This window comes from Pristimantibacillus sp. PTI5 (genome assembly GCF_048572955.1).
Lineage (GTDB): Bacteria > Bacillota > Bacilli > Paenibacillales > Paenibacillaceae > Pristimantibacillus.
Window position 1 is genome coordinate 1364285 of the sequence record NZ_CP183886.1, and the last position, 18643, is coordinate 1382927.

Here is an 18643-nt window from a genome sequence, read left to right on the forward strand (position 1 = left end):
AATAAGATCTATCATCGCTTTCTAGTTAGCCTCCGATATAATGCCTGCAAAACATAGGTTTAAAATTACGTTTTTGGCACCATTCGTAGCCGCCGACTTTATCGCTTGGTCTTGCTGTTCCGAATTCAACCGTATGCTGCGTAAGTACTTTAGGAGCTTCGTATTTTTTCATTTCATTCACCTCCTCTCAAAAAACTTATTCCAGATTATAGATATAGTCAATGTTATTTATCAAATTTAGTTAAATAATACTATAATAAAATGTATTAATACCTGTTTTTTGTTATCAGAATAACGAGTTTATTCGATTTAATTCTTCTTTTGTTTGGAACGAAGGGTTTTCAGCCAAAATTGGAGTCTTCGCTTATAGATTTTGGCATAGATTTTGCTCATCGGCTCATTCGAATCCGGGACGTCTGATCTATTGGCATACTTTAATAGGTCCAAGGCATAATCTCTGGGCGGCAGCAGCAAATAACGCAGATGCGCCCACTGCTGCTTAACCGAATCGTAGGCGACAAAGGCAGAAAACAGATGAAAGCCGTAAAACCGCCAGTTTCTGATCCCGAACTGGGCATTTCGCATCAGTTCGATATTCCAGAGCGGCCAGCGTCTCCGTACGTTTAGCGGCTTGAGCTCATGCAGCTCGGGAAACAAGTCATACACAATCGTCAGGGCTATCAGCACTTTGGCATAATTCCCATCGTGCTTAGCCTGTGCAAAGAGCTGGCCGTAGTCGATTTCCGCGCTGCAGCATCGCAGGATATGCAAAATATCGATAACGTACTTCAGCGATAGCATATTATGGTTATACCCATGAAGGCAGAGGTAATAAAAGGTATCCTTCGCCGAAAGCTCCTTCACGAATTCATAAGGAGAAATCGGCTCTGCATCCATCCAAAAGCTGCTCATATCCGTATCCGAGACATGTTCCCGCAAAATATTCCAATGAAGCTCCACGCCGAGCAAAGGGAAATCCTCGTTCGCATAAAATTTATTCAACAGCATATGGAAATGATCCGCATCGTCTTCTATGTACCTAATAAATTCATGCCGCTCCAACAGGGAAACCGCCTTATCCAGATCTTCGGGACGTACCAGCAGATCGATATCTGATGTTCCCCTGCCCGAAAAGTGTCCAAAAAACCGTTCAGAAAGCCGGATGCCTTTCATCACGATCACTTGAATTCCTGAACGCTCGAAAGCCTCAAGAAGCTTGTACATCTCGGAGCGGATCAGCATATTTTGAAATAAAACAGCATCAACGCCCGATTTAAGCCGGCTTAGTTGCTCGGAAGGCACGGCTTCCAATAGCCCGCGGCTCTTCAATAAATAATAAACTTGGGGGGCGACTTGGAAAATATCGATATCGTCGACTGCTGCTTTAGCCGTCTCCTCTGAATCAAACAACGGACATTGGTTTTGGTAGATCCGGCTTATAAGCGTTACCGCTTCCGACTTATTCATGTGCCGCTCCCTTCTCTATCGTTAATAAAGTAGATTCGAATGGCAATTGTACTTTGTGGGGGTAAGCATGCGCAGCGAATAGTGTAAATTTTCTAATCTTTGAAGATAAATCTCTATTATACGTCAAAAATAAAAAAAGAAGACTGTTAAAAAAGGCAAACAACCTTTCAAGACAGTCTTCTTTTCTCTCTATCTGCTACCTCGCCAAGGCTGGATTAACCTGCCCCGTAGACTCCCGATACAGCAGCTCACCCGCAACCAGGAGCTTCTCCATCGGTTCCTGCTTGCTCTCGATTCGGCTAATAAGCCGATCAACCGCTCGTTTCCCCAGCGCTTCCTTAGGCACATGCACGGTTGTTAATGCCGGCGTCATCCGGTAGGAGTCATCAATATTGTCGTAACCCGTTACCGATACTTCCTCGGGCACCGATACGCCGAGCTCCTGCAGCGCTTTTACCGCGCCAATGCCAATCATATCGTTGGCGCAGAGCAAAGCGGTAGGCAGCGCCTTCGCCTTTATTCGTTTCATGGCCCATTGCTTAATGGGCTCCAGAAATTGTTCATGCTCGAATCCCTCGACCGGCAAATAACATTCGCTGCCGATGGCAAAGCGGGACACTTCCCCGATCTGCTCCTCCAGCGCGCTTCGGAAGCCTAAGAAACGGTCCTTAAAGCTCCGTGAATAATTCACATCGCCGATAAAGCAGAGCTGCGTATGCCCCTTGCCTATTAAATGCTTCGTAAGGCGGTACATCGATTCGTAATTGTTCGTAAATACCGTATCGCTCGGAATAAGCATGTCCTCATGGTCGACGAGAACCATGGGCAGGCCGATCCGATGCACCTCCAGCAGCAGCGGTGTCGAGATTTCACCCACGCCGATCAGCCCCAATATGCCGTTCGGGTTTAAGAAATGCAGGAAATGGTCGACACTCTGCTCCGACACAATAACCATGCCGTACCCGCCTTCTTCCAACCGGGAAGCTATACCGTCTAGAATACGTCCCCAATAGAGCGACTCCTTCGTCTGAAAGCGGATGTTCGGCATCAGCACGAGCACCGATTGTTTACCCGCAGCAGGAATTTTGGGCAGCTGCTCCAGCTTCATCGTTTTTACATAAGCGTTCTTTTGCGAGAAATAGCCTAACTGTGAAGCCGCTTGAATAACCCGCTCCTGCGTCGCCTCGCTGACTCCGCCTTTACCGGAGAGCGCTTTGGAGACGACAAACTTGGAAACGCCCAAATAATCGGCAATTTGCTGCATCGTGACCTTCTTTGACATTACAAAACTCCACCTTAACTTTCGGTAATGGTTCGTGCTGCTTTCCATCGCTCGTTGTATCCATCGAATGCCTTCTGCAAATCGGGAGCGGCAATCCATTCTTGGATAAAATCGCCCGACCAAAAAGATATTTGCGCCGAATTCGCAATCTCGAGCAATAAATCATTCGGAACCCTGCGCTCCAGCAGCTCGATATCGTAGGATAAAAACTGCTGGAACTGCGGCAAGGATGGTTGCTTCGCTTCATTGACAGGCAAAAAACCGGAGTCATCGACATAGCCGGACTCATTTACAAAAAACTTCACCCATGCTTCTGCCAGCTGCTTATTATCGCTGAACTTGCTTACGCCGACAAACCAATCCGGACTTAATGGCGCATAACGCTTTTCGCTGTTGTCATACGGAAACGGAAAAAAACCGATATCCTCCGATTCCGCGCCGGCAGCGATGACTTGATTGATGACCCAGTTGCCCATTAAATACATGGCGGCTCTGCCATCGGCGATTTCTGTTTTGGAGGTTTCCCATTGGTTAGACATCATCTGCTTCTCAACGTAACCGCGGTTAATTAACGTCTTAACGATTGTAATCGCTTGGCCCCAAGGGTTATCGATCTGCCAAGGCTCCTCTTCATTGACCATATTGTTTAAATAATCGGCATTACCGGTCATGTAGCTGACTAAATCCTCGCCCCATGTCATAAGCGGCCACTGGGCGCCATAGTTCAAATATACCGGCAGGATACCCGCATTCTTCAGCTTCTCGCAAGCGGCATAAAATGCCTCCAGCGTCGTTGGGATCTCCGTGATTCCAGCCTTTCTAAAGGCTTCCTTGTTATAGACGATCCCCGTTGTCGAGGCTCCCGTAGCGATGCCGTAACGGGCTCCGCCGTGAGCTTTAAAATCAGCGAAGCGGATATCTTCGAACAAGCTGTCATTCAGCGGCTCGAAATAATCGGGCAGATCCTCATTCTTGATATTGTTCGGCAGCAGCAGCACATCGCCTAGATTACGAGTGGACAACCGGACCATAATATCGCTCGCATAGTTGAGCACGCCTTCGAAGGTCACGGTCACGCCGGGATAAAGCTCGGAGAATTGATCCGCGTATTTTTTAAATACGCCGTTCTCCACGAGATCAACGCGATTCGTCAGCACTCTAAGCGTTACGTTCCGTTCTTCCTGCCCGGTCTGGTCCGATGGCTCGGTTTCCGCTCCGTTACTGGGCGAATTATTCTCGCAGCCAGCGATACATAGTCCGCATAACAGAACAACAAGCATTAAAATGGACCTGTATTTGTTCATTCTGCTTCTCTCCCTAATTCTATTGGAAGCTGTAAAATCACCTCGGTGCCTATGCCCCGTTCGCTCATCACCTTCATTCCATAGGCATTGCCATAGTGGAGCTTGATGCGTTCGTTTACATTTTTCAAGCCAATGCCGCCTGATTTGCGTTTTACGGCCGCTTCCTCTGCCCCTGCCAAAGAACGGTTTAAGCGCTCTAAGGTCTCCCCGTCCATGCCGAGTCCGTCATCCTTGATCCGGAGCCAAATGATTTGGGAGGTCTGCTCGCTGCTGATTTCAATGCGCATGGACGGCTTGTTGTCATCCATGCCGTGATAAATCGCGTTTTCGACTATCGGCTGCAGCACTAGCTTAATAATCGGATAGCTTAATAATTCTTCCGGCACGCGGGTCTCCAAACGGAACCGGTTCGGATAGCGATAATTAAGCATTTCCACATAATTTCGCATATGGAGCAGCTCGTTATCCAAGGTCACTTCCTCATGCAGGTCGCTGATGCTGTAGCGCAGCAGCTTGCCGAGTATCGCGATCATATCCGCCGCGATCTGATCGTCATTCAGCTCGGCTGCCATTCGAATCGATTCCAGCGTGTTATACATAAAATGGGGATTGATTTGACTCTGCAGCGCATGCAGCTCCGCTTCCTTCTTCTTCTTCTCGATCACGTATATATCTCGGATGAGATGATCGATCCGAACAATCATCCGGTTAAACTGCGTACCCAGCTGACCAACCTCGTCACGGTATTTCACTTGGAATTGTACGTTAAAATCGCCCTCTTGCACATTTTTCATCAATCGCATCATCCTGCGCAGCGGATTCGTTAACGCAAACGAAAAAACGAATGAAATGAAAAGCGCGACGATAATCGTAACGATCGTAGCGATCCACGTGACCCTGCGGATAACGACCGTATCCTTGGTCAGCTCGCTGCCTTGAATGGCGGTCATCACCTTCCAATTGGTGTTCGGCGATGTCGTGTAAATGTATAACTGGTTGATGCCGTCGCGCTCGAAATAAAAGCTGCCTTTGGCGCCCTTGGCCAGCGCAACCGTCGGATCATCCGCAATATTGGTAGCCATGCGCGATTTATCGCTGTCGTATACGACATTCCCGAGCTCGTCGATAATAACCGATTTCCCGTTCGTTACCTTATCGAGCTCGCTCATCTGGTCTTCAATGACGCTAATATTCGCGTCTACGGCAATCAAGCCGATCGGCTTGAGCGATTTGTCGATGACCTTGCGGACGACGGTGAATGCATATCTGACGCTCTGCAAATTGCTTGTATATTTCTGGGTGCTGAACAGCAATGCTTCACCGCCGGAGGTTTGCACGCGCCCGCGCCAGTAATCATAGCTCTCCTTTACATTAAGCCGAATGCCGCCGCCTGCCGTTGAATAGTAGCCGTTCCCGTACGTATCAAAAATATAAACGGAATTAGCGCCGCGTTTTATCGTATTGATGAACGAAATATTTCCCTCTATCCCGCGCTGAATGAGAAGCAGCTGGTCAAAATCATCCGGCAGCTGGCTGCTGTTCTCACCGGCCGTCAGCTGCCGCTGCTCATAATAGGCATTCGAGCGGATTAAATTTTGCTTGATATCGTCTTGATAAGCCGGAATGGAAGAAATACGAACCATATCCTCGATGTAATCATCGACTCGAACCATCATATTTTCAAGCATTTTGGTCGAATAAACGATTGTTTTCCCCTCGATCGAGCGTGAATAATTGCTATAGGAGATGTAGCCGATAAACGCTAACGGCAGCGTAATTAGAAGCAGGAAAACGATAAACAGCTTCCTCTCCATCCTCATCCCGCCAAAAGCCGCCCATATGCGCCACAATCGTTTTTTCACACTCATCCTCATACTCCTTCATTCTCTAGATGGCAGGCATGACGTTTCCGCCGTTTACAGGAATATATGCGCCTGTAATGAAGCTTGCCAGATCGGATGCGAGAAAGGCTACCGTATTGGCAATCTCTTGATCGGTGCCTCTGCGCTTCAGCGGCACGCTTTGCGCATAGGGATTGTTCTCATCCATGCCGCCCGCACGGTCGCGGTCGCTGATGGTCCACCCTGGCGCTACCTGATTAACCGTAATCTGATGCTCCCCCGCCTCTTTGGCCAATACCCGGTAAACGCCGTCCATCCCGCGTTTCCCGGCTGTGTAGGCCGATTGGTTCGCGAAGTTCTGCATCGCGCACTCCGTATTAATGCCGATCATCCTGCCGGCCCGCCGCTCAATCATCGCGGGCACGAATGCTTTGGCCAAATAGACGCTTTGCAGCACGCAGGATTCAAACTGGCTGACATAATCGGCAATAGGCTGTTCCAATACGCTTGTCCATTGATATTGGATAACCGCGTTGGCGACAACGATATCCACATGTCCAAGCTCCGCCGTTACCTTCGCTTTCATCTCATTCATCTGCTGCTCGTTCGTAACATCCGCCTGCACAATCATCGCTTGTCTTCCGAGAGCGGTAATTTCCTGCAAAAGCTCTCTTGCTTTAGCTTCGTTATTATTAAAATGCAGCACGATGTTAGCGCCGCAGCCGGCAAGCGTTCGGGCCATAACCTGGCCCAAATCGCCGGTTGCCCCAGTAATAAGCGCAGTTTTATTCGATAGATTAATTTGCATGCGAGTGATCACCCTTCTTATTGAAAGAGATTTGTTATTTCATTTATAATTAATTATGCTACCAAAAAATCATTGTTTTATAAAGCGTATTCAAAAAAAAGGTGTTTCAACCCGCAAGTAAACGATAAAACGAATTAATTTACATTATCGTTATCTTTTTCACCCATAATATTAGAGAGATCCAGCAATATTCCTTGTGATTTCGACTGTTTTCATGTATATTACAGTCTATATACACTACTAATCATTCACATATGTATTAATAATATTGCTCATTCGGAGGTTATCCATTGAAAATCGAGCTATCAGAGCAAAGCCTGCCCATATTTGAAGCGATTTCAAGCAATGTTCGCATTCAAATTATTCATCTGCTGTCCAAAAAATCAATGAACATTCGCGAGCTTGCCGAAGCATTGGGGCTAAGCAGCGCGATTATGACTATGCATGTCAAGAAGCTGGAGAAGGCCGGCATCATCCGTTCGGAAATGACCCCTGGCAAAGGCGGCGCCGCACAGAAGGTGTGCTCCCTTAGCATGGACGGACTTGAAATCGCTTTTCCGCGCAAGGACGTCGTTCACCGCGAATCCAGGAGAACGGAAGTATCCATCGGCCACTATACCGATCTAAGCATTGTACCGACCTGCGGGATCTGCACGACCGAGAAAGTGATCGGCATCTTTGACGATCCGCGTTACTTTCTCGACCCGGACCGCGTCAACGCCAAAATTTTATGGTTCTCGCAAGGCTATATTGAATATAAGATTCCGAATTTCCTTCTCAGCAGCGAAAATCCGGAGGAACTCGAAATTTCCATGGAAATTTCGTCGGAAGCACCGCTTACCAATATGAATTGGCCCTCGGATCTTACGTTTTTCTTTAATGGCGTCAAAGTCGGCATGTGGACGAGTCCTGCCGATTACGGCGGAAAAGGCAAGCTTAATCCTCCCTGGTGGTTTGACGATGTCAACCAATTCGGATTGCTAAAGCGCCTCATCATTAAAAAGGACGGCACTTACATGGACGGCCTCAAGCTATCCGACGTTAGCCTCGATGAAATTGATATTAGCAACAGCCACTGGACCTTCCGCATTGCCATTCTTGAGGACGCCGAGCACATTGGCGGCTTCACCCTATTCGGGTCAGGCTTTGGCAACTATAATCAGGATCTCATCTTCAAGCTCTACTATACGAAGCTGGCTCAAGAGGAACGGACGTTGGCTTAGCAATTTTATACGCAAGCAAGGGAGCTCTCGCTGGAGAGCTCCCTTTTTGGTGTGCTTACAGCTGTTGAAGTCGAATGACAGGAAAGAGCCTGCTTACCATCAGGCACAACAAGAGCTGCTGCTGCTTGCCGTTCATTAAGCGCATCTCGTTATGCTGCTGAAGCAAGGATTGCTGCCAAAAGAAGACAGCAGAAAAATAGCGGCAGCCTTATTAACGACCGAATTACGGCAACTAATCAGCGGCTCCTACAGCGGCCAATTCGAGGATTTGTAATTCGAAGTGGAGCATAAACTCTTGGAGCTTTAAAATGTCACAACCACTTTGCCTTGAGAGTGGCCCGTCGATACCTTAACCAACGCCTTATTAATGTCATCAAACGTATAAGTTGAGTCTATAGAGGGCTTGATATTTTCATTTTCAACAAGTTTAGTGATTTCTTGTAATTGACTTCCATTGGCCTGCACGAATAAAAAATGATATTCATTTTGATTCTTACGCGCCAAAGAATCTAAGCGGGCACCCACTAAACCAAACAATGCTTTTTTCCACATCGGTAAATGATTGTTAACTGCAAAGCGATAATTAGGGCCAGCTTTCAATGATACCAATTTCCCTTGTGATTTTAAAATACCCATTTCAGCTTTGATCTCTTTGGTACCCAAGGTGTCGATCACATAATCGATATCGGACAGTATATCAGCATAGTTCTCTTCCTTATAATTTACGAAATGATCAGCCCCGATGGACAGAGTACGTGATCTGCTTCTTTCACTGCCACTTGTAATTACATATAACCCCATTGATTTGGCAATGGGGATTGCCATAGCGCCGAAGCCACCGGTTCCTCCAGGAATGAATAGCTTTTTATTCGGCTGGGCATCGAGTACAACGTGTAACGCTTGATAAGCAGTCAAGGCAGTAAGGGGCACAGCAGCAGCTTCAACGAAAGATAGATTTTCAGGCATGATGGATAAGGCATCTTCATTAACGGCCGCATATTCAGCAAAAGCACCGATTTTAGCAAGTGGCAACCTCGTATACACAGGGTCACCGACCTTAAAATTCAAAACATCATCGCCAACGGTTTCGATAATACCAGATAGTTCATTTCCTAAAGTTAATGGCAACTCATAGTCGGTAATCAATCGAACGCTGCCATTCAAAATAAGAATGTCGAGTGGATTTACACCTGCAGCTTTTACTTTGACAAGTACTTCGTGACTATTGATCTCTGGTATGTTAACATCATTCAATTCAACTTGGATTTTTTTTGAATATTTCTGTATTTGTGCTGCTCTCATGTTACATCTCTTCCTTTGCTAATTTTGGGGTAACATGCCATGAATGCAATCACTAATTACGAGGCTGCACCTTTTTGGCTAATGACCATACACCAACAGGCACCAGATCTGCAAGGCAAATATCTATATCCACGCTGATCCTCCAGAGCTCGTCAAGATTACCTCTAGCAATAAACATTTCGACACCTGCCGCGATTGCGGATGGCGCAGCAGGATGACGATGTGATACTCTCCTCTTCAAATGAAGTAATACAGATATATTAATTTGATTTAAAATTCTGAAATTATTGGATAGATTTGAGGTCTCAGATTGAAATCATAGTTCTGGTCTACAATCCCTACCACCGCGTTGCTATCATAAAGATCTACCATGAAGCCCGCCATTTGTTTGGCAGTGTGGTATTGAGGCATGTTTGCTTTGTAATCAAATTCTTCAGCATCTATTGATTTCTTCACAAATTCCGTTTCCGTTATAGCCGGTGCTAGAACTTTTGCCTTTAGCTTTGCACCTTTCAGTTCTAGTTCCTTTGCAAGCCCTTCGGTGAAGGCACTAACGTAGTATTTAGATGCAGAATAAGCTACGCTCCCAACAGCAATGGCATATCCGAGCGCGGACGATACGTTAATCAACTGAGTTCCTTCTACATCAGCATAATCTCGCACAAATAGTGTAGAAAGGATCGTTAAGGATTCAATGTTAACACGTAACATGGTCTCAACTTTATTTAAATTCTGTTCTGTTACTAAGGAAGCTTCACCAAGCCCCGCATTATTAATCCAGGTTTCAATTTGGTATTCCTTTAAATTGTTATACAGAGTGTAAGCCTGATCTTTAACAGACAGATCACTTGTATGAACAATAACATTTACATCAGGATCAATACTCTGAATTGTTGATTTAAGTTCTAATAATTTATCTAATCTTCTTGCTGCCAAAATTAAGTTTTTGCCACGTGCAGCAAACGCCAAAGCCGTCTCATATCCAATACCAGAACTTGCTCCTGTGATAACTGTGTACTCCATAATAATTTCTCCTTCATAAAATGCAGATTAGTGTTTGAGTTTCAAAAATAATTTTAGAACGATCATTCTTATTTGAATAAAAAAACTTACATACTAATAACACCATCTTCTTGCGTTCTACTCCGTGTCATTTGCACATCGCTAAACGATTTGTTTTGGGATAGATGTGGATATATCGCAGGTACTCCACCGGCAAGAATACTTTGGATATGTCGGCTCGTGTCATCCGCAACAATTTCAAAGCTGTTGGATTCTATACCATCAATAGCAATTTTTGCGATGTCCGCAGGGTTGGACTTAGGTACTTCTAAGCCCGAGGGAAGTCCAAAAATACGGGAATGATCATTCTAAAAACGAATTGAGGAATGTATCCTCTTAGGAAATAAGCTTCACAACACAGCTTAGACTTACACATATAAGAACAAACATTCTAAAGATATCAAACTATTTAGTTAAAAGTTTTATGGATATATGGGCTGTACGATGTAGTTTTTCTTTTGGAATGGAGGTTCTTGTCATTACCCTCAATCCAACACATACTGCATGCAGATGTTCCGCCAGTTCTCCGGCATCGTAATCTGAGGTGAATTCTCCATTATGCTGTCCCCACAGAATAATATCCTTAAACAGCTGCTCTGATAGTGTAAACGATTCAGTGGACTTGGAATCTACATCGGCATCACGCATTGCCAATTCCACCGCCGAATTCACCATTAGACAGCCAGATGGTGAGTCCTCATCGCCATATATCATGAAACTAATAATCAACTGAAGAGCCTCCTCAGCGGTCTCGGAGCGTTTAACTACTCCTGTAAGCTCCTTATTGATTTTAGCGCGAAATCGATCCATAGCTTTTAGAAACAGCGTATGTTTGTCGCCAAACGTGTCATACAAACTTCTACGATGGATCCCCATATGCTCAACCAGATCAGTCAAGGATGTCTTCTCATAACCTTGTTCCCAAAAGAGCTTCATCGCCTTATCCAATACGACGCTCTCCTCGAATTCTTTGCTTCTTGCCATTCCATTTCCCTCCTCCCATTGTCAATATAACATATTGAGAACGATCGGTAAAGAAAAGATAAATCATAATGCTCTGTTTAAGTAAGTTAACTCCGCATTCTCTTCTGCTTTTTAAGTGTTGCATAACTTAATAAGCATTTCTTGAGCTGCTCTTTCCCTAGCTGCAGCGCAGAGGGGCATTTCCTGACAACTATTCAGGCCAAACGCTGCGAAAATCTAGGCTTGTTAGCACCGATTGGATGGAAAACATAGGGAAAAGCAAAGAATCACCTTTTGGATACGAGGGCCAAAGGCTATTACAGCAAGTAAATTTAAACAAAGCTAGCCGGGAATATGAGCCAAAAGGCAAACATCCCGGCCAGCTTTTGTCATGAAGCAGCAATCAGTCTCTATCAATTTAAAGATCTTAATGCATTCGCATCGAAATCCTGCAGCTCATCCGTACGGCCGTCGCGTATTTTCGCCGCCCACTCCGGATCGGCCAGCAGCGCTCTGCCGACTGCCACGAGATCAAACTCCTCGTTTTCCAGCCTTTCCAGTAATCCGGCTAAAGAAGATGGCTTTGCCGTATTGCCTGTGCTGCTTCCAAACTCATTGTCGAGACCGACGGAGCCGACGGTTATCGTTGGTTTTCCAGTCAGCTTCTTTGTCCACCCTGCCAAATTCAATTCGGACCCCTCAAACTCTGGCTCCCAGTAACGGCGCGTAGAGCTATGAAATACATCGACTCCCGCATCAACGAGCGGTGTCAAAAATTGCGAAAGCTGCTCGGACGACTCGGCTAATTTCGCCGTATAATGTCCGCCCTTCCACTGGGAAAAACGCAGCACAATCGGAAAATCGGCTCCGACAGCACGGCGGCACGCCGCCACAACCTCAACTGCAAAACGTGTACGGGCTGCCAAATCACCGCCGTAACGATCTGTACGCTGATTGGTTTTATCCCAGAAAAACTGATCGATTAAATAACCGTGCGCGCCATGCAGCTCAATGCCGTCAAAGCCGGTTCTAGCCGCATCGGCCGCGGCCTGCGCAAAAGCTGCAATCACGTCGGCAATCTCATTTTCCGTTAACGGCTCCGTAACTTTTTCTCCGGAAAGGTTTAGTCCCGATGGTCCGACCGGCAATGCCTCCGGATTAGGAAGATCTCCAATTTTACGCGTCAATCCCACATGCCACAGCTGCGGAATAATTTTCCCTCCAGCCTCATGCACAGCATTCACTACGTTTGACCAATGATTTAAAGCAGTCTCTCCGTGAAAGCTAGGCCAATTCGGGCTCGCTCCGGCTGCGGGATGATTAATAAGCGTTCCTTCCGTAATGATCAGGCCGACTCCGTTTTCCGCCCTCCGACGGTAATAGGCAGCAACATCCTCACCGGGCACTCCGTTCGGTGAATACCCCCTGGTCATCGGCGCCATCACAATGCGATTGGCTACCTCTAGATTTTTGGATGAGAAAGGCTTAAACAACGCTTCAACCGACGTTTCGCTTTTGGCATTAGACATATGGTCTCCTCCTCTATATTCGGTATATAATTTAGTTACAGTTTCTGCTTCTTTATAATAGCATTAATTCCCTTCTATTCCCAGTCCTATAATCAAAATTAATTTTTATCATTTAGCCTCTTATATACAAACAAAAAAAGACTGCGCAAAGGTCGATTTCCGACTCGCACAGCCTTTAATGAAAGATCAGCATCTTCCTTGCCTCATGCTGGTCTCCCTCTGTTTTTTTATTCCGCTTTCTCCTCCGGCGGCAGCAGCACGATTCTGCCTTCTCCCAGCTCTACGCGCAGCTTGTTGGAGTTTTTCACGCCGATGGATTCGAGATAGTTGGCCGGAACCTGTAAGCGGCCTGCTTTATCAAGCACGGCATACTCCACATGGGTTCCCTCTTCCTCATCTGCTTCTTCCAGCTCCGCCAGCTCTTCAAGATACGAGCGTTTGCGCAGCATCTCTGAGGAGATTTTGCCATCGCGGATAGCGGCTACGCGATCCACCTTCTTCGCCAGCTCAGGATCATGCGTAACGATGACAACGGTAATGCCTATCGTCCGGTTCAACTCGCGGAACAAGTCGAGGATCTGATTGGCCATTCTTGAATCCACCGAGCCGGTCGGTTCATCGGCAAGCAGCAGCTTCGGATGATTCGCAAGCGCAATAGCGATCGCTACCCGCTGCTGCTCTCCCCCCGATAATTCATACAGCTTATTCGATGCCCGGTGACTGAGTCCCACCGCATCGAGCAGCTCCTTGGCCCGCCAGCGCTTGCGGTTTCCCGTAAGCAGGATCGGCAGCTCGACGTTTTCAAGCGCCGTCAAATAGGGGATAAGATTTCGCGCGTTATTTTGCCAGACGAATCCGACGCTTTCCCGTTTATAACGCACGAAATCACGTTCTTTAAACTTCAGCATATCCCTGCCGTCAACGGTCAGCTTTCCGGCCGTAGGGCGGTCCAAGCCGCCCAGCATATTTAGAAGCGTCGATTTGCCGCTGCCGCTATTGCCGATAATCGCCATCAGCTCGCCGTTTTCAATATGAAGATCGAGGCCTTGCAGGGCGAATACCTCTAAGTCGGCTGTTTTGTATATTTTTACAAGCCCTTCGCAATGTATCATCCGTCAATCCTCCCCTAGCTTAATCGCTTGATGGATACGCAGGCGCGACAGCATGTACGCCAGTATGCCTAGTCCAATGATCAGCATGAAGCCGACAAGCAGGTAGATGCGCATTAAATCCGTCGCGTCAAACATCACCTTAAACGGCGGTACAAGGCTGCTCGGATTAAAGGCAATTTGAAAGTTGGGCACATACAATCGGCTCGCGACGTTGCCGACTGCGATTCCAATAAGAACGGCCACGCCCGAGGTAAGCAGCTGTTCAACCGCAAGCATGCCGATAAGCTGTTTGAGCGACAAACCAATGGCCCGCAAAATACCGTTTTGCAGCGTTCTGCCCCGCAGCGACAATACCCAATACAATAAAAACCCGATAAAGCTTACGAGAATCGAAAGCACGAAGCCTAATGTCAAAATTCCGTTCAGCGCCATAAGAAAAGGATCGTTTTTGGCATTCACGAGCTCTTCTCTCGTATTCACGATGCTCGTAACCGGAATCTTTGACTCCTTGAGTCCTTCATAAAACGCAGCCGTGCTCGTCTCAGGCTTCAGCTTGATCCAGACCTCGTAAGGCTCCAGGGCAAGCTGCACCTGTATGCGCGGCAAATGTCCAACGATCAGCATAGGCGCATTGCCCGTTGACGACTCATCGCTGGCGTCCACGCTGCCTACGGCCGGGTTAGGATTAAAAGTAGGGAAATAATCGATTATGCCGTATACCTTAAACGGCTGCTGCGGCACATCGCTCCACCCTACCCAGATCGTATCGCCCGGCTTGACTTTGTTTTGCTCGGCAAGCGTCTTGGAGATAAGCACGGCTTGCGAGTCGGCAGCGAGCAAATTCAAGTAGTCATTGATCGGATAATCAAGCAGGCTGTCCCGGAACCAAGTCGTTTTTCCAAATTCATCGGTATCGATCCCGATGAGCGTTGCGGCTCCCGAGCTGTCATTCACGCTGAACGAGCTTTCCTTTTTGAACACTTTTGCCGCTTGCTCGACGCCCTTAATCGTCTTAAAAGGCTCGAACGCCGGCTCCAAATAATGCACGGGCGCTTGCGTGACCGGTGTCTCCGGCTGCGGCGCCCCTGGAGCTGGAGGAGGCGGGGCATCATTGGCCCATTGCGACGATAAAATGATCTCCGCGCCGTTGCCATATCGGATTCGGTCCTCTGTATTATTGTTGATCGTTCTTGCCGCGGAGGCGCTGAATACGCCAGTCGCAATCGTCATGATAAGAAAGATCATTAAAAATTGGTATTGCGTGCTGGAGCGTCCGACTTGGATCAAGGTCGCATAGACGGATGGCGGCCACCATTTTTTGCCGATCCAGTATACGAGCCTGAGCACCCATGGATACAAACGAAGCAAGAGCAAGCCCGCTCCCATAATAAACAATGCCGGAACGACGAACTGCAGCGGATCGATATTCAAATCATCGGCATTCAATCCCAGGCTTTGCAGATCGGCCAGCCTCTTTTTGAACGTATACAAGCCGTAAATAGCCAAAGCCAGCGCAATGACATCAAGAAACATTTTATGCCAAAGCGGCGATTTCAAAAGTCTCGCTAATTGCTGCTTATGCCCGACAATGGAGACACGGGTCGCCATAATAATCGGAATAAGCATAATGACAAAGCAGATGCCCGCTGCGATGGCTCCATAGCGGTAAGCCTCTTCCGTCAGCCTGACCGGCAGACGGACGCGCTGCACAAATTCGAGAAAGCCATTTGATGCACCGAGCAATTCGGTTAATAGCACGCCGAGCAGGGGACCTATGCCAAAGGCGATGCCGCATAAAATAATGCCTTCCACCGCATAGGACGTTATGACCTGCCAGCGCGCAGCGCCTCTGCTGCGCAGAACGGCTATTTCATTTTTTTGCCGGTCGGCGATGAGGTTGGACACCATGAACATATAAAAGCCAAGCATGATTAATACGGGAACATTCAGCGACCACATTAATGTTCGCAGCTGCTCCGCCCGCTCCAAATATTTGGAGATGGTGTCGAGCGCCGGCGTTTCCGACACGGTCTGGTAAAGCGTCACGTTGTTAAGCATAACGTTGCGGATTTTGTTGGTCGTCTGGATGAAATCGTCTACGAACCTTAGCTCTAGCTTGGAATAATCAAGTACGAAGAACCAGCCGACAGAAGCTGTCGGAATCCGGGCTTCCTGCATAAGATGCTGCTTCGCCACCTTGTCGCTTATAATGAAGCTTCCGCTCAGCTCGCTGAGGTCCGTGTCCCTGAAATACGGATCATCATCCGTTTTTTTCTGGATAACGCCGACCGGCTTGAATTTTATTTCCCCGGCAATTTTATCGTCGTCTACATAAAATGCCGAATCCAGAACCGTTTTGAATTGAATGAGGCCGCGTTCCGTAACAAGCACTTCATATACGCCGTCAACTGGCTGCTGCTCTGCCGGCATTCTGCCGTCAGTCAGCGTGATATGCTCCTCTAGATCGGAGAAAGAGCGCAGCGTCACGGTTTTAATCGACTTTTTCGAATCGGGATCAGGATCGTTAACCGGTCTTATCTTTATCGATTTCGATTGGAAATCAACGACCAGCTGCTGCACCGGAATTTGAAAGCTGGTCTGCGCCTGCTCATGAATGTAGCGATCCACTTTCGTAAAGATCTTATTCATTTGCTCCGGTGTTTCCTTCGTGTAAAACAATTTATTGTATTGGTTTCCGGGATAAATGCTTTTCTTGGTCTGCATCGTCTCTAAGTCCTTGACCAGCATCCGCGACAAAATGGCTTCCGAATAAATCGGCATGCTGCTGACGAGCGCGACGGACATCACCAAGCCGATAAACAAACTGGCAACCAACCACTTATTTTGCACCATTTTTCGTATAATCATGACAAACAAAGCCACTTCAAAACCTCCCAAGCGTCAACGGCTGTAGATAAGCAATCGTTAAAAGCACGTTCTATTACTGCAGCACGACGATCGCGCCTTCCTCGAGACCCTTCGTAATTTCCATTTCGGTCGATCCCTTGATTCCCGTTTCAACGTCGATTTCACGAATTTTATTGCCGTCCTCAAGCGTTCTTACGAATGTTCTGCCGAGGAAGCTGCGTACGCCGCTGCGCGGAATTTTCAAGACATCATCACGCTGCTGCAAAATGATCTTCACATCGGTAAACGCGCCGATCTTCGCATCGCTTGGCACTTTAGGCACCTCAATGAACAGCGTCTTGGAGTAGCGGTCCTGAAGCTGCTCGTTCAATGTAGTCGGAGCGGATGAAGGCGTCTGTACCACTTTGCCCTGCAGCTCTTGCGTGCCGAAGGTAACGACGGCTGGGAAACCCACATCTACGCTGCTAATTTCCGCGCCGGCCTCGACCCTAAGCGCGACTCGCAGCTTCGAAGGATCGGAAATAATGACGAGCGTCTGGTACGCCTCGACAAAATCGCCCTCCTCCAGCTCCTCCACGAAAGTAACCTGTCCGTTCATACCGGCTACAAGCTGCTTGCTGTTGAAGGTTGCCATCAACCTTTCCAGCTTTAACTCCTCGATTTCCATTTGCAGCTTAGCGATATTGATCGCATCGCTGTCTGCGCCCGCTTTGGCTTGCTTAAACGACAGCTTCGCCCTTGCAACCGCGAGCTCCTGCTCCTTTAACTGAATATCTAATCCGTCCACGTTAAGCTGAACAAGGACATCGCCCTTCTTCACCTGCGCGCCGGCGGTCACCATCATCTTCGCGATGCGGCCGCCTTGGCCCGTAAACTGGGCAATCTCGGACTTCGTCGATTCAAGGCTGCCGCTTCCTTTGATTTCTTGCGTTATCGTTCCCTTTTCAACCGTGACCGTGCGATAGTTTTCTTGCGCCGGTTTGACGAGAGGCGGCTTTAACGCCTCTTCCTCCGCGGGCAGCAAAGAGCACCCCGTAAGTGAAGCGCCAAGAAGCAGCGCGAATGACCAGCCGAGCAGCGGCTTAAGCTTTTGCGACAATTTGTCCATCCTCCAGTTCATAAACATGGTCAACAATTTCCATAATGGCCGGATCATGGGTCGTCATAATGATCGTCATGCCCGCCGTCTCTACCAAATCGCGGAATACTTTCATAATTTGCAGGCCGGTGCGGCTGTCCAGCTCGGCTGTAGGCTCATCGGCCAGCAGCAGCTTCGGCTTATGGGCAATCGCCCGCGCGATAGCGGTTCTCTGCTGCTCCCCGCCCGAGAGCTCGAACGGCCGATGATGCATGCGTCCCTTCAAGCCCACCTGCTCCAATGCTTCAATGGCTGCTTCCTTCCGGCCGTTTGCCGCCATACCGGAAACTCTTAATATGAATTCCACGTTCTCATAGGCAGACATCAGAGGAATGAGCGCGAAGGATTGAAAAATGAGACCCATTTCATTGCGCCTTACTTTATCCCGCTCTTGATTCGACATCGCCGTCAAATCGCGGCCCGCAAACGTGATTTGCCCTTCTGTCGGACGATCCAAAGCGCTTAGCAAATTGATAAGCGTCGTCTTCCCGGAGCCTGATCTTCCTTTAAACGCAATCAGCTTGCCGGCGGGGATGGATAAATCTACCCCTTTCAATACAGTGACCGCTCCGATTCCACGTCCGAACGTTCTTTTTAAAGCGTTTGCATGAATAATATCATGCGTCGTTGGCAGCATTTTAAGGTAAACCTCCGTTTCCAATAAAACGTTTACATTTATATCTTTTTCCATTTTAACCCCGTCCATCTTGATGCACAAGCATAAAAAAATAAGCCTATCAGACT

Annotated in this window: 16 protein-coding genes; 2 read left to right on the top strand and 14 right to left on the bottom strand. The window is 47.7% G+C overall.

What is annotated here, in order from left to right:
* Nucleotides 1-25: 25 nt before the first annotated feature.
* From ACN6MW_RS06320 to ACN6MW_RS06345, 6 genes are all read right to left on the bottom strand, one after another.
* Nucleotides 26-172, bottom strand: a complete 147-nt coding sequence (locus ACN6MW_RS06320) for a hypothetical protein (protein WP_157265932.1) — start codon at nt 170-172, stop codon at nt 26-28.
* 137 nt (nt 173-309) lie between these two features.
* Nucleotides 310-1467, bottom strand: a complete 1158-nt coding sequence (locus tag ACN6MW_RS06325; protein WP_419874692.1) for a nucleotidyltransferase family protein — start codon at nt 1465-1467, stop codon at nt 310-312.
* Between the two features lie 196 nt (nt 1468-1663).
* Nucleotides 1664-2749, bottom strand: a complete 1086-nt coding sequence (locus ACN6MW_RS06330) for a LacI family DNA-binding transcriptional regulator (protein WP_419874693.1) — start codon at nt 2747-2749, stop codon at nt 1664-1666.
* 14 nt (nt 2750-2763) lie between these two features.
* Nucleotides 2764-4053 carry an ABC transporter substrate-binding protein gene (locus ACN6MW_RS06335; protein ID WP_419874694.1) on the bottom strand — a complete coding sequence of 430 codons (1290 nt, stop codon included), beginning with the start codon at nt 4051-4053 and terminating at the stop codon, nt 2764-2766.
* The gene (locus tag ACN6MW_RS06340; RefSeq protein WP_419874695.1) at nt 4050-5921 is read right to left on the bottom strand and encodes a sensor histidine kinase; all 1872 of its coding nucleotides are present in this window, start codon (nt 5919-5921) and stop codon (nt 4050-4052) included. The genes ACN6MW_RS06335 and ACN6MW_RS06340 overlap by 4 nt, the downstream gene beginning before the upstream one ends.
* Before the next feature lie 19 nt (nt 5922-5940).
* On the bottom strand, nt 5941-6702 hold the full coding sequence (locus tag ACN6MW_RS06345) for an SDR family NAD(P)-dependent oxidoreductase (RefSeq protein WP_419874696.1): 762 nt from the start codon (nt 6700-6702) through the stop codon (nt 5941-5943).
* A gap of 290 nt (nt 6703-6992) precedes the next feature.
* Here ACN6MW_RS06345 and ACN6MW_RS06350 point away from each other — a divergent pair, with 290 nt between their 5' ends.
* The gene (locus ACN6MW_RS06350) at nt 6993-7925 is read left to right on the top strand and encodes an ArsR/SmtB family transcription factor (protein WP_364146257.1); all 933 of its coding nucleotides are present in this window, start codon (nt 6993-6995) and stop codon (nt 7923-7925) included.
* Nucleotides 7926-8076: 151 nt separating this feature from the next.
* Complete coding sequence (locus ACN6MW_RS06355) at nt 8077-8199, top strand: hypothetical protein (protein WP_419874697.1); 123 nt, start codon at nt 8077-8079, stop codon at nt 8197-8199.
* Between the two features lie 29 nt (nt 8200-8228).
* Here ACN6MW_RS06355 and ACN6MW_RS06360 read toward each other — a convergent pair whose 3' ends face one another.
* The 8 genes from ACN6MW_RS06360 to ACN6MW_RS06395 form a co-directional block, all read right to left on the bottom strand.
* On the bottom strand, nt 8229-9227 hold the full coding sequence (locus ACN6MW_RS06360; RefSeq protein ID WP_419874698.1) for an NADP-dependent oxidoreductase: 999 nt from the start codon (nt 9225-9227) through the stop codon (nt 8229-8231).
* A gap of 270 nt (nt 9228-9497) precedes the next feature.
* Nucleotides 9498-10250 (bottom strand): SDR family NAD(P)-dependent oxidoreductase, encoded by a 753-nt coding sequence (locus ACN6MW_RS06365; RefSeq protein WP_419874699.1) that lies wholly within the window; start codon nt 10248-10250, stop codon nt 9498-9500.
* 444 nt (nt 10251-10694) lie between these two features.
* The gene (locus tag ACN6MW_RS06370; protein ID WP_419874700.1) at nt 10695-11273 is read right to left on the bottom strand and encodes a TetR/AcrR family transcriptional regulator; all 579 of its coding nucleotides are present in this window, start codon (nt 11271-11273) and stop codon (nt 10695-10697) included.
* Nucleotides 11274-11665: 392 nt separating this feature from the next.
* Entirely contained in the window at nt 11666-12781 is a 1116-nt protein-coding gene (locus tag ACN6MW_RS06375; RefSeq protein WP_419874701.1) for an NADH:flavin oxidoreductase, read from the bottom strand.
* A 227-nt stretch (nt 12782-13008) separates the two neighbouring features.
* Nucleotides 13009-13893, bottom strand: coding sequence for an ABC transporter ATP-binding protein (locus ACN6MW_RS06380; protein ID WP_364146240.1), 885 nt, complete (start codon nt 13891-13893; stop codon nt 13009-13011).
* Between the two features lie 3 nt (nt 13894-13896).
* A complete protein-coding gene (locus tag ACN6MW_RS06385) occupies nt 13897-16776 on the bottom strand; it encodes an FtsX-like permease family protein (RefSeq protein WP_419874702.1) in 2880 nt (959 codons plus the stop codon).
* Nucleotides 16777-16834: 58 nt separating this feature from the next.
* The gene (locus tag ACN6MW_RS06390; RefSeq protein WP_364146236.1) at nt 16835-17860 is read right to left on the bottom strand and encodes an efflux RND transporter periplasmic adaptor subunit; all 1026 of its coding nucleotides are present in this window, start codon (nt 17858-17860) and stop codon (nt 16835-16837) included.
* Nucleotides 17844-18536 (bottom strand): ABC transporter ATP-binding protein, encoded by a 693-nt coding sequence (locus ACN6MW_RS06395; RefSeq protein WP_364147299.1) that lies wholly within the window; start codon nt 18534-18536, stop codon nt 17844-17846. Before ACN6MW_RS06395 ends, ACN6MW_RS06390 begins: the two co-directional genes overlap by 17 nt.
* Between the last annotated feature and the right edge of the window lie 107 nt (nt 18537-18643).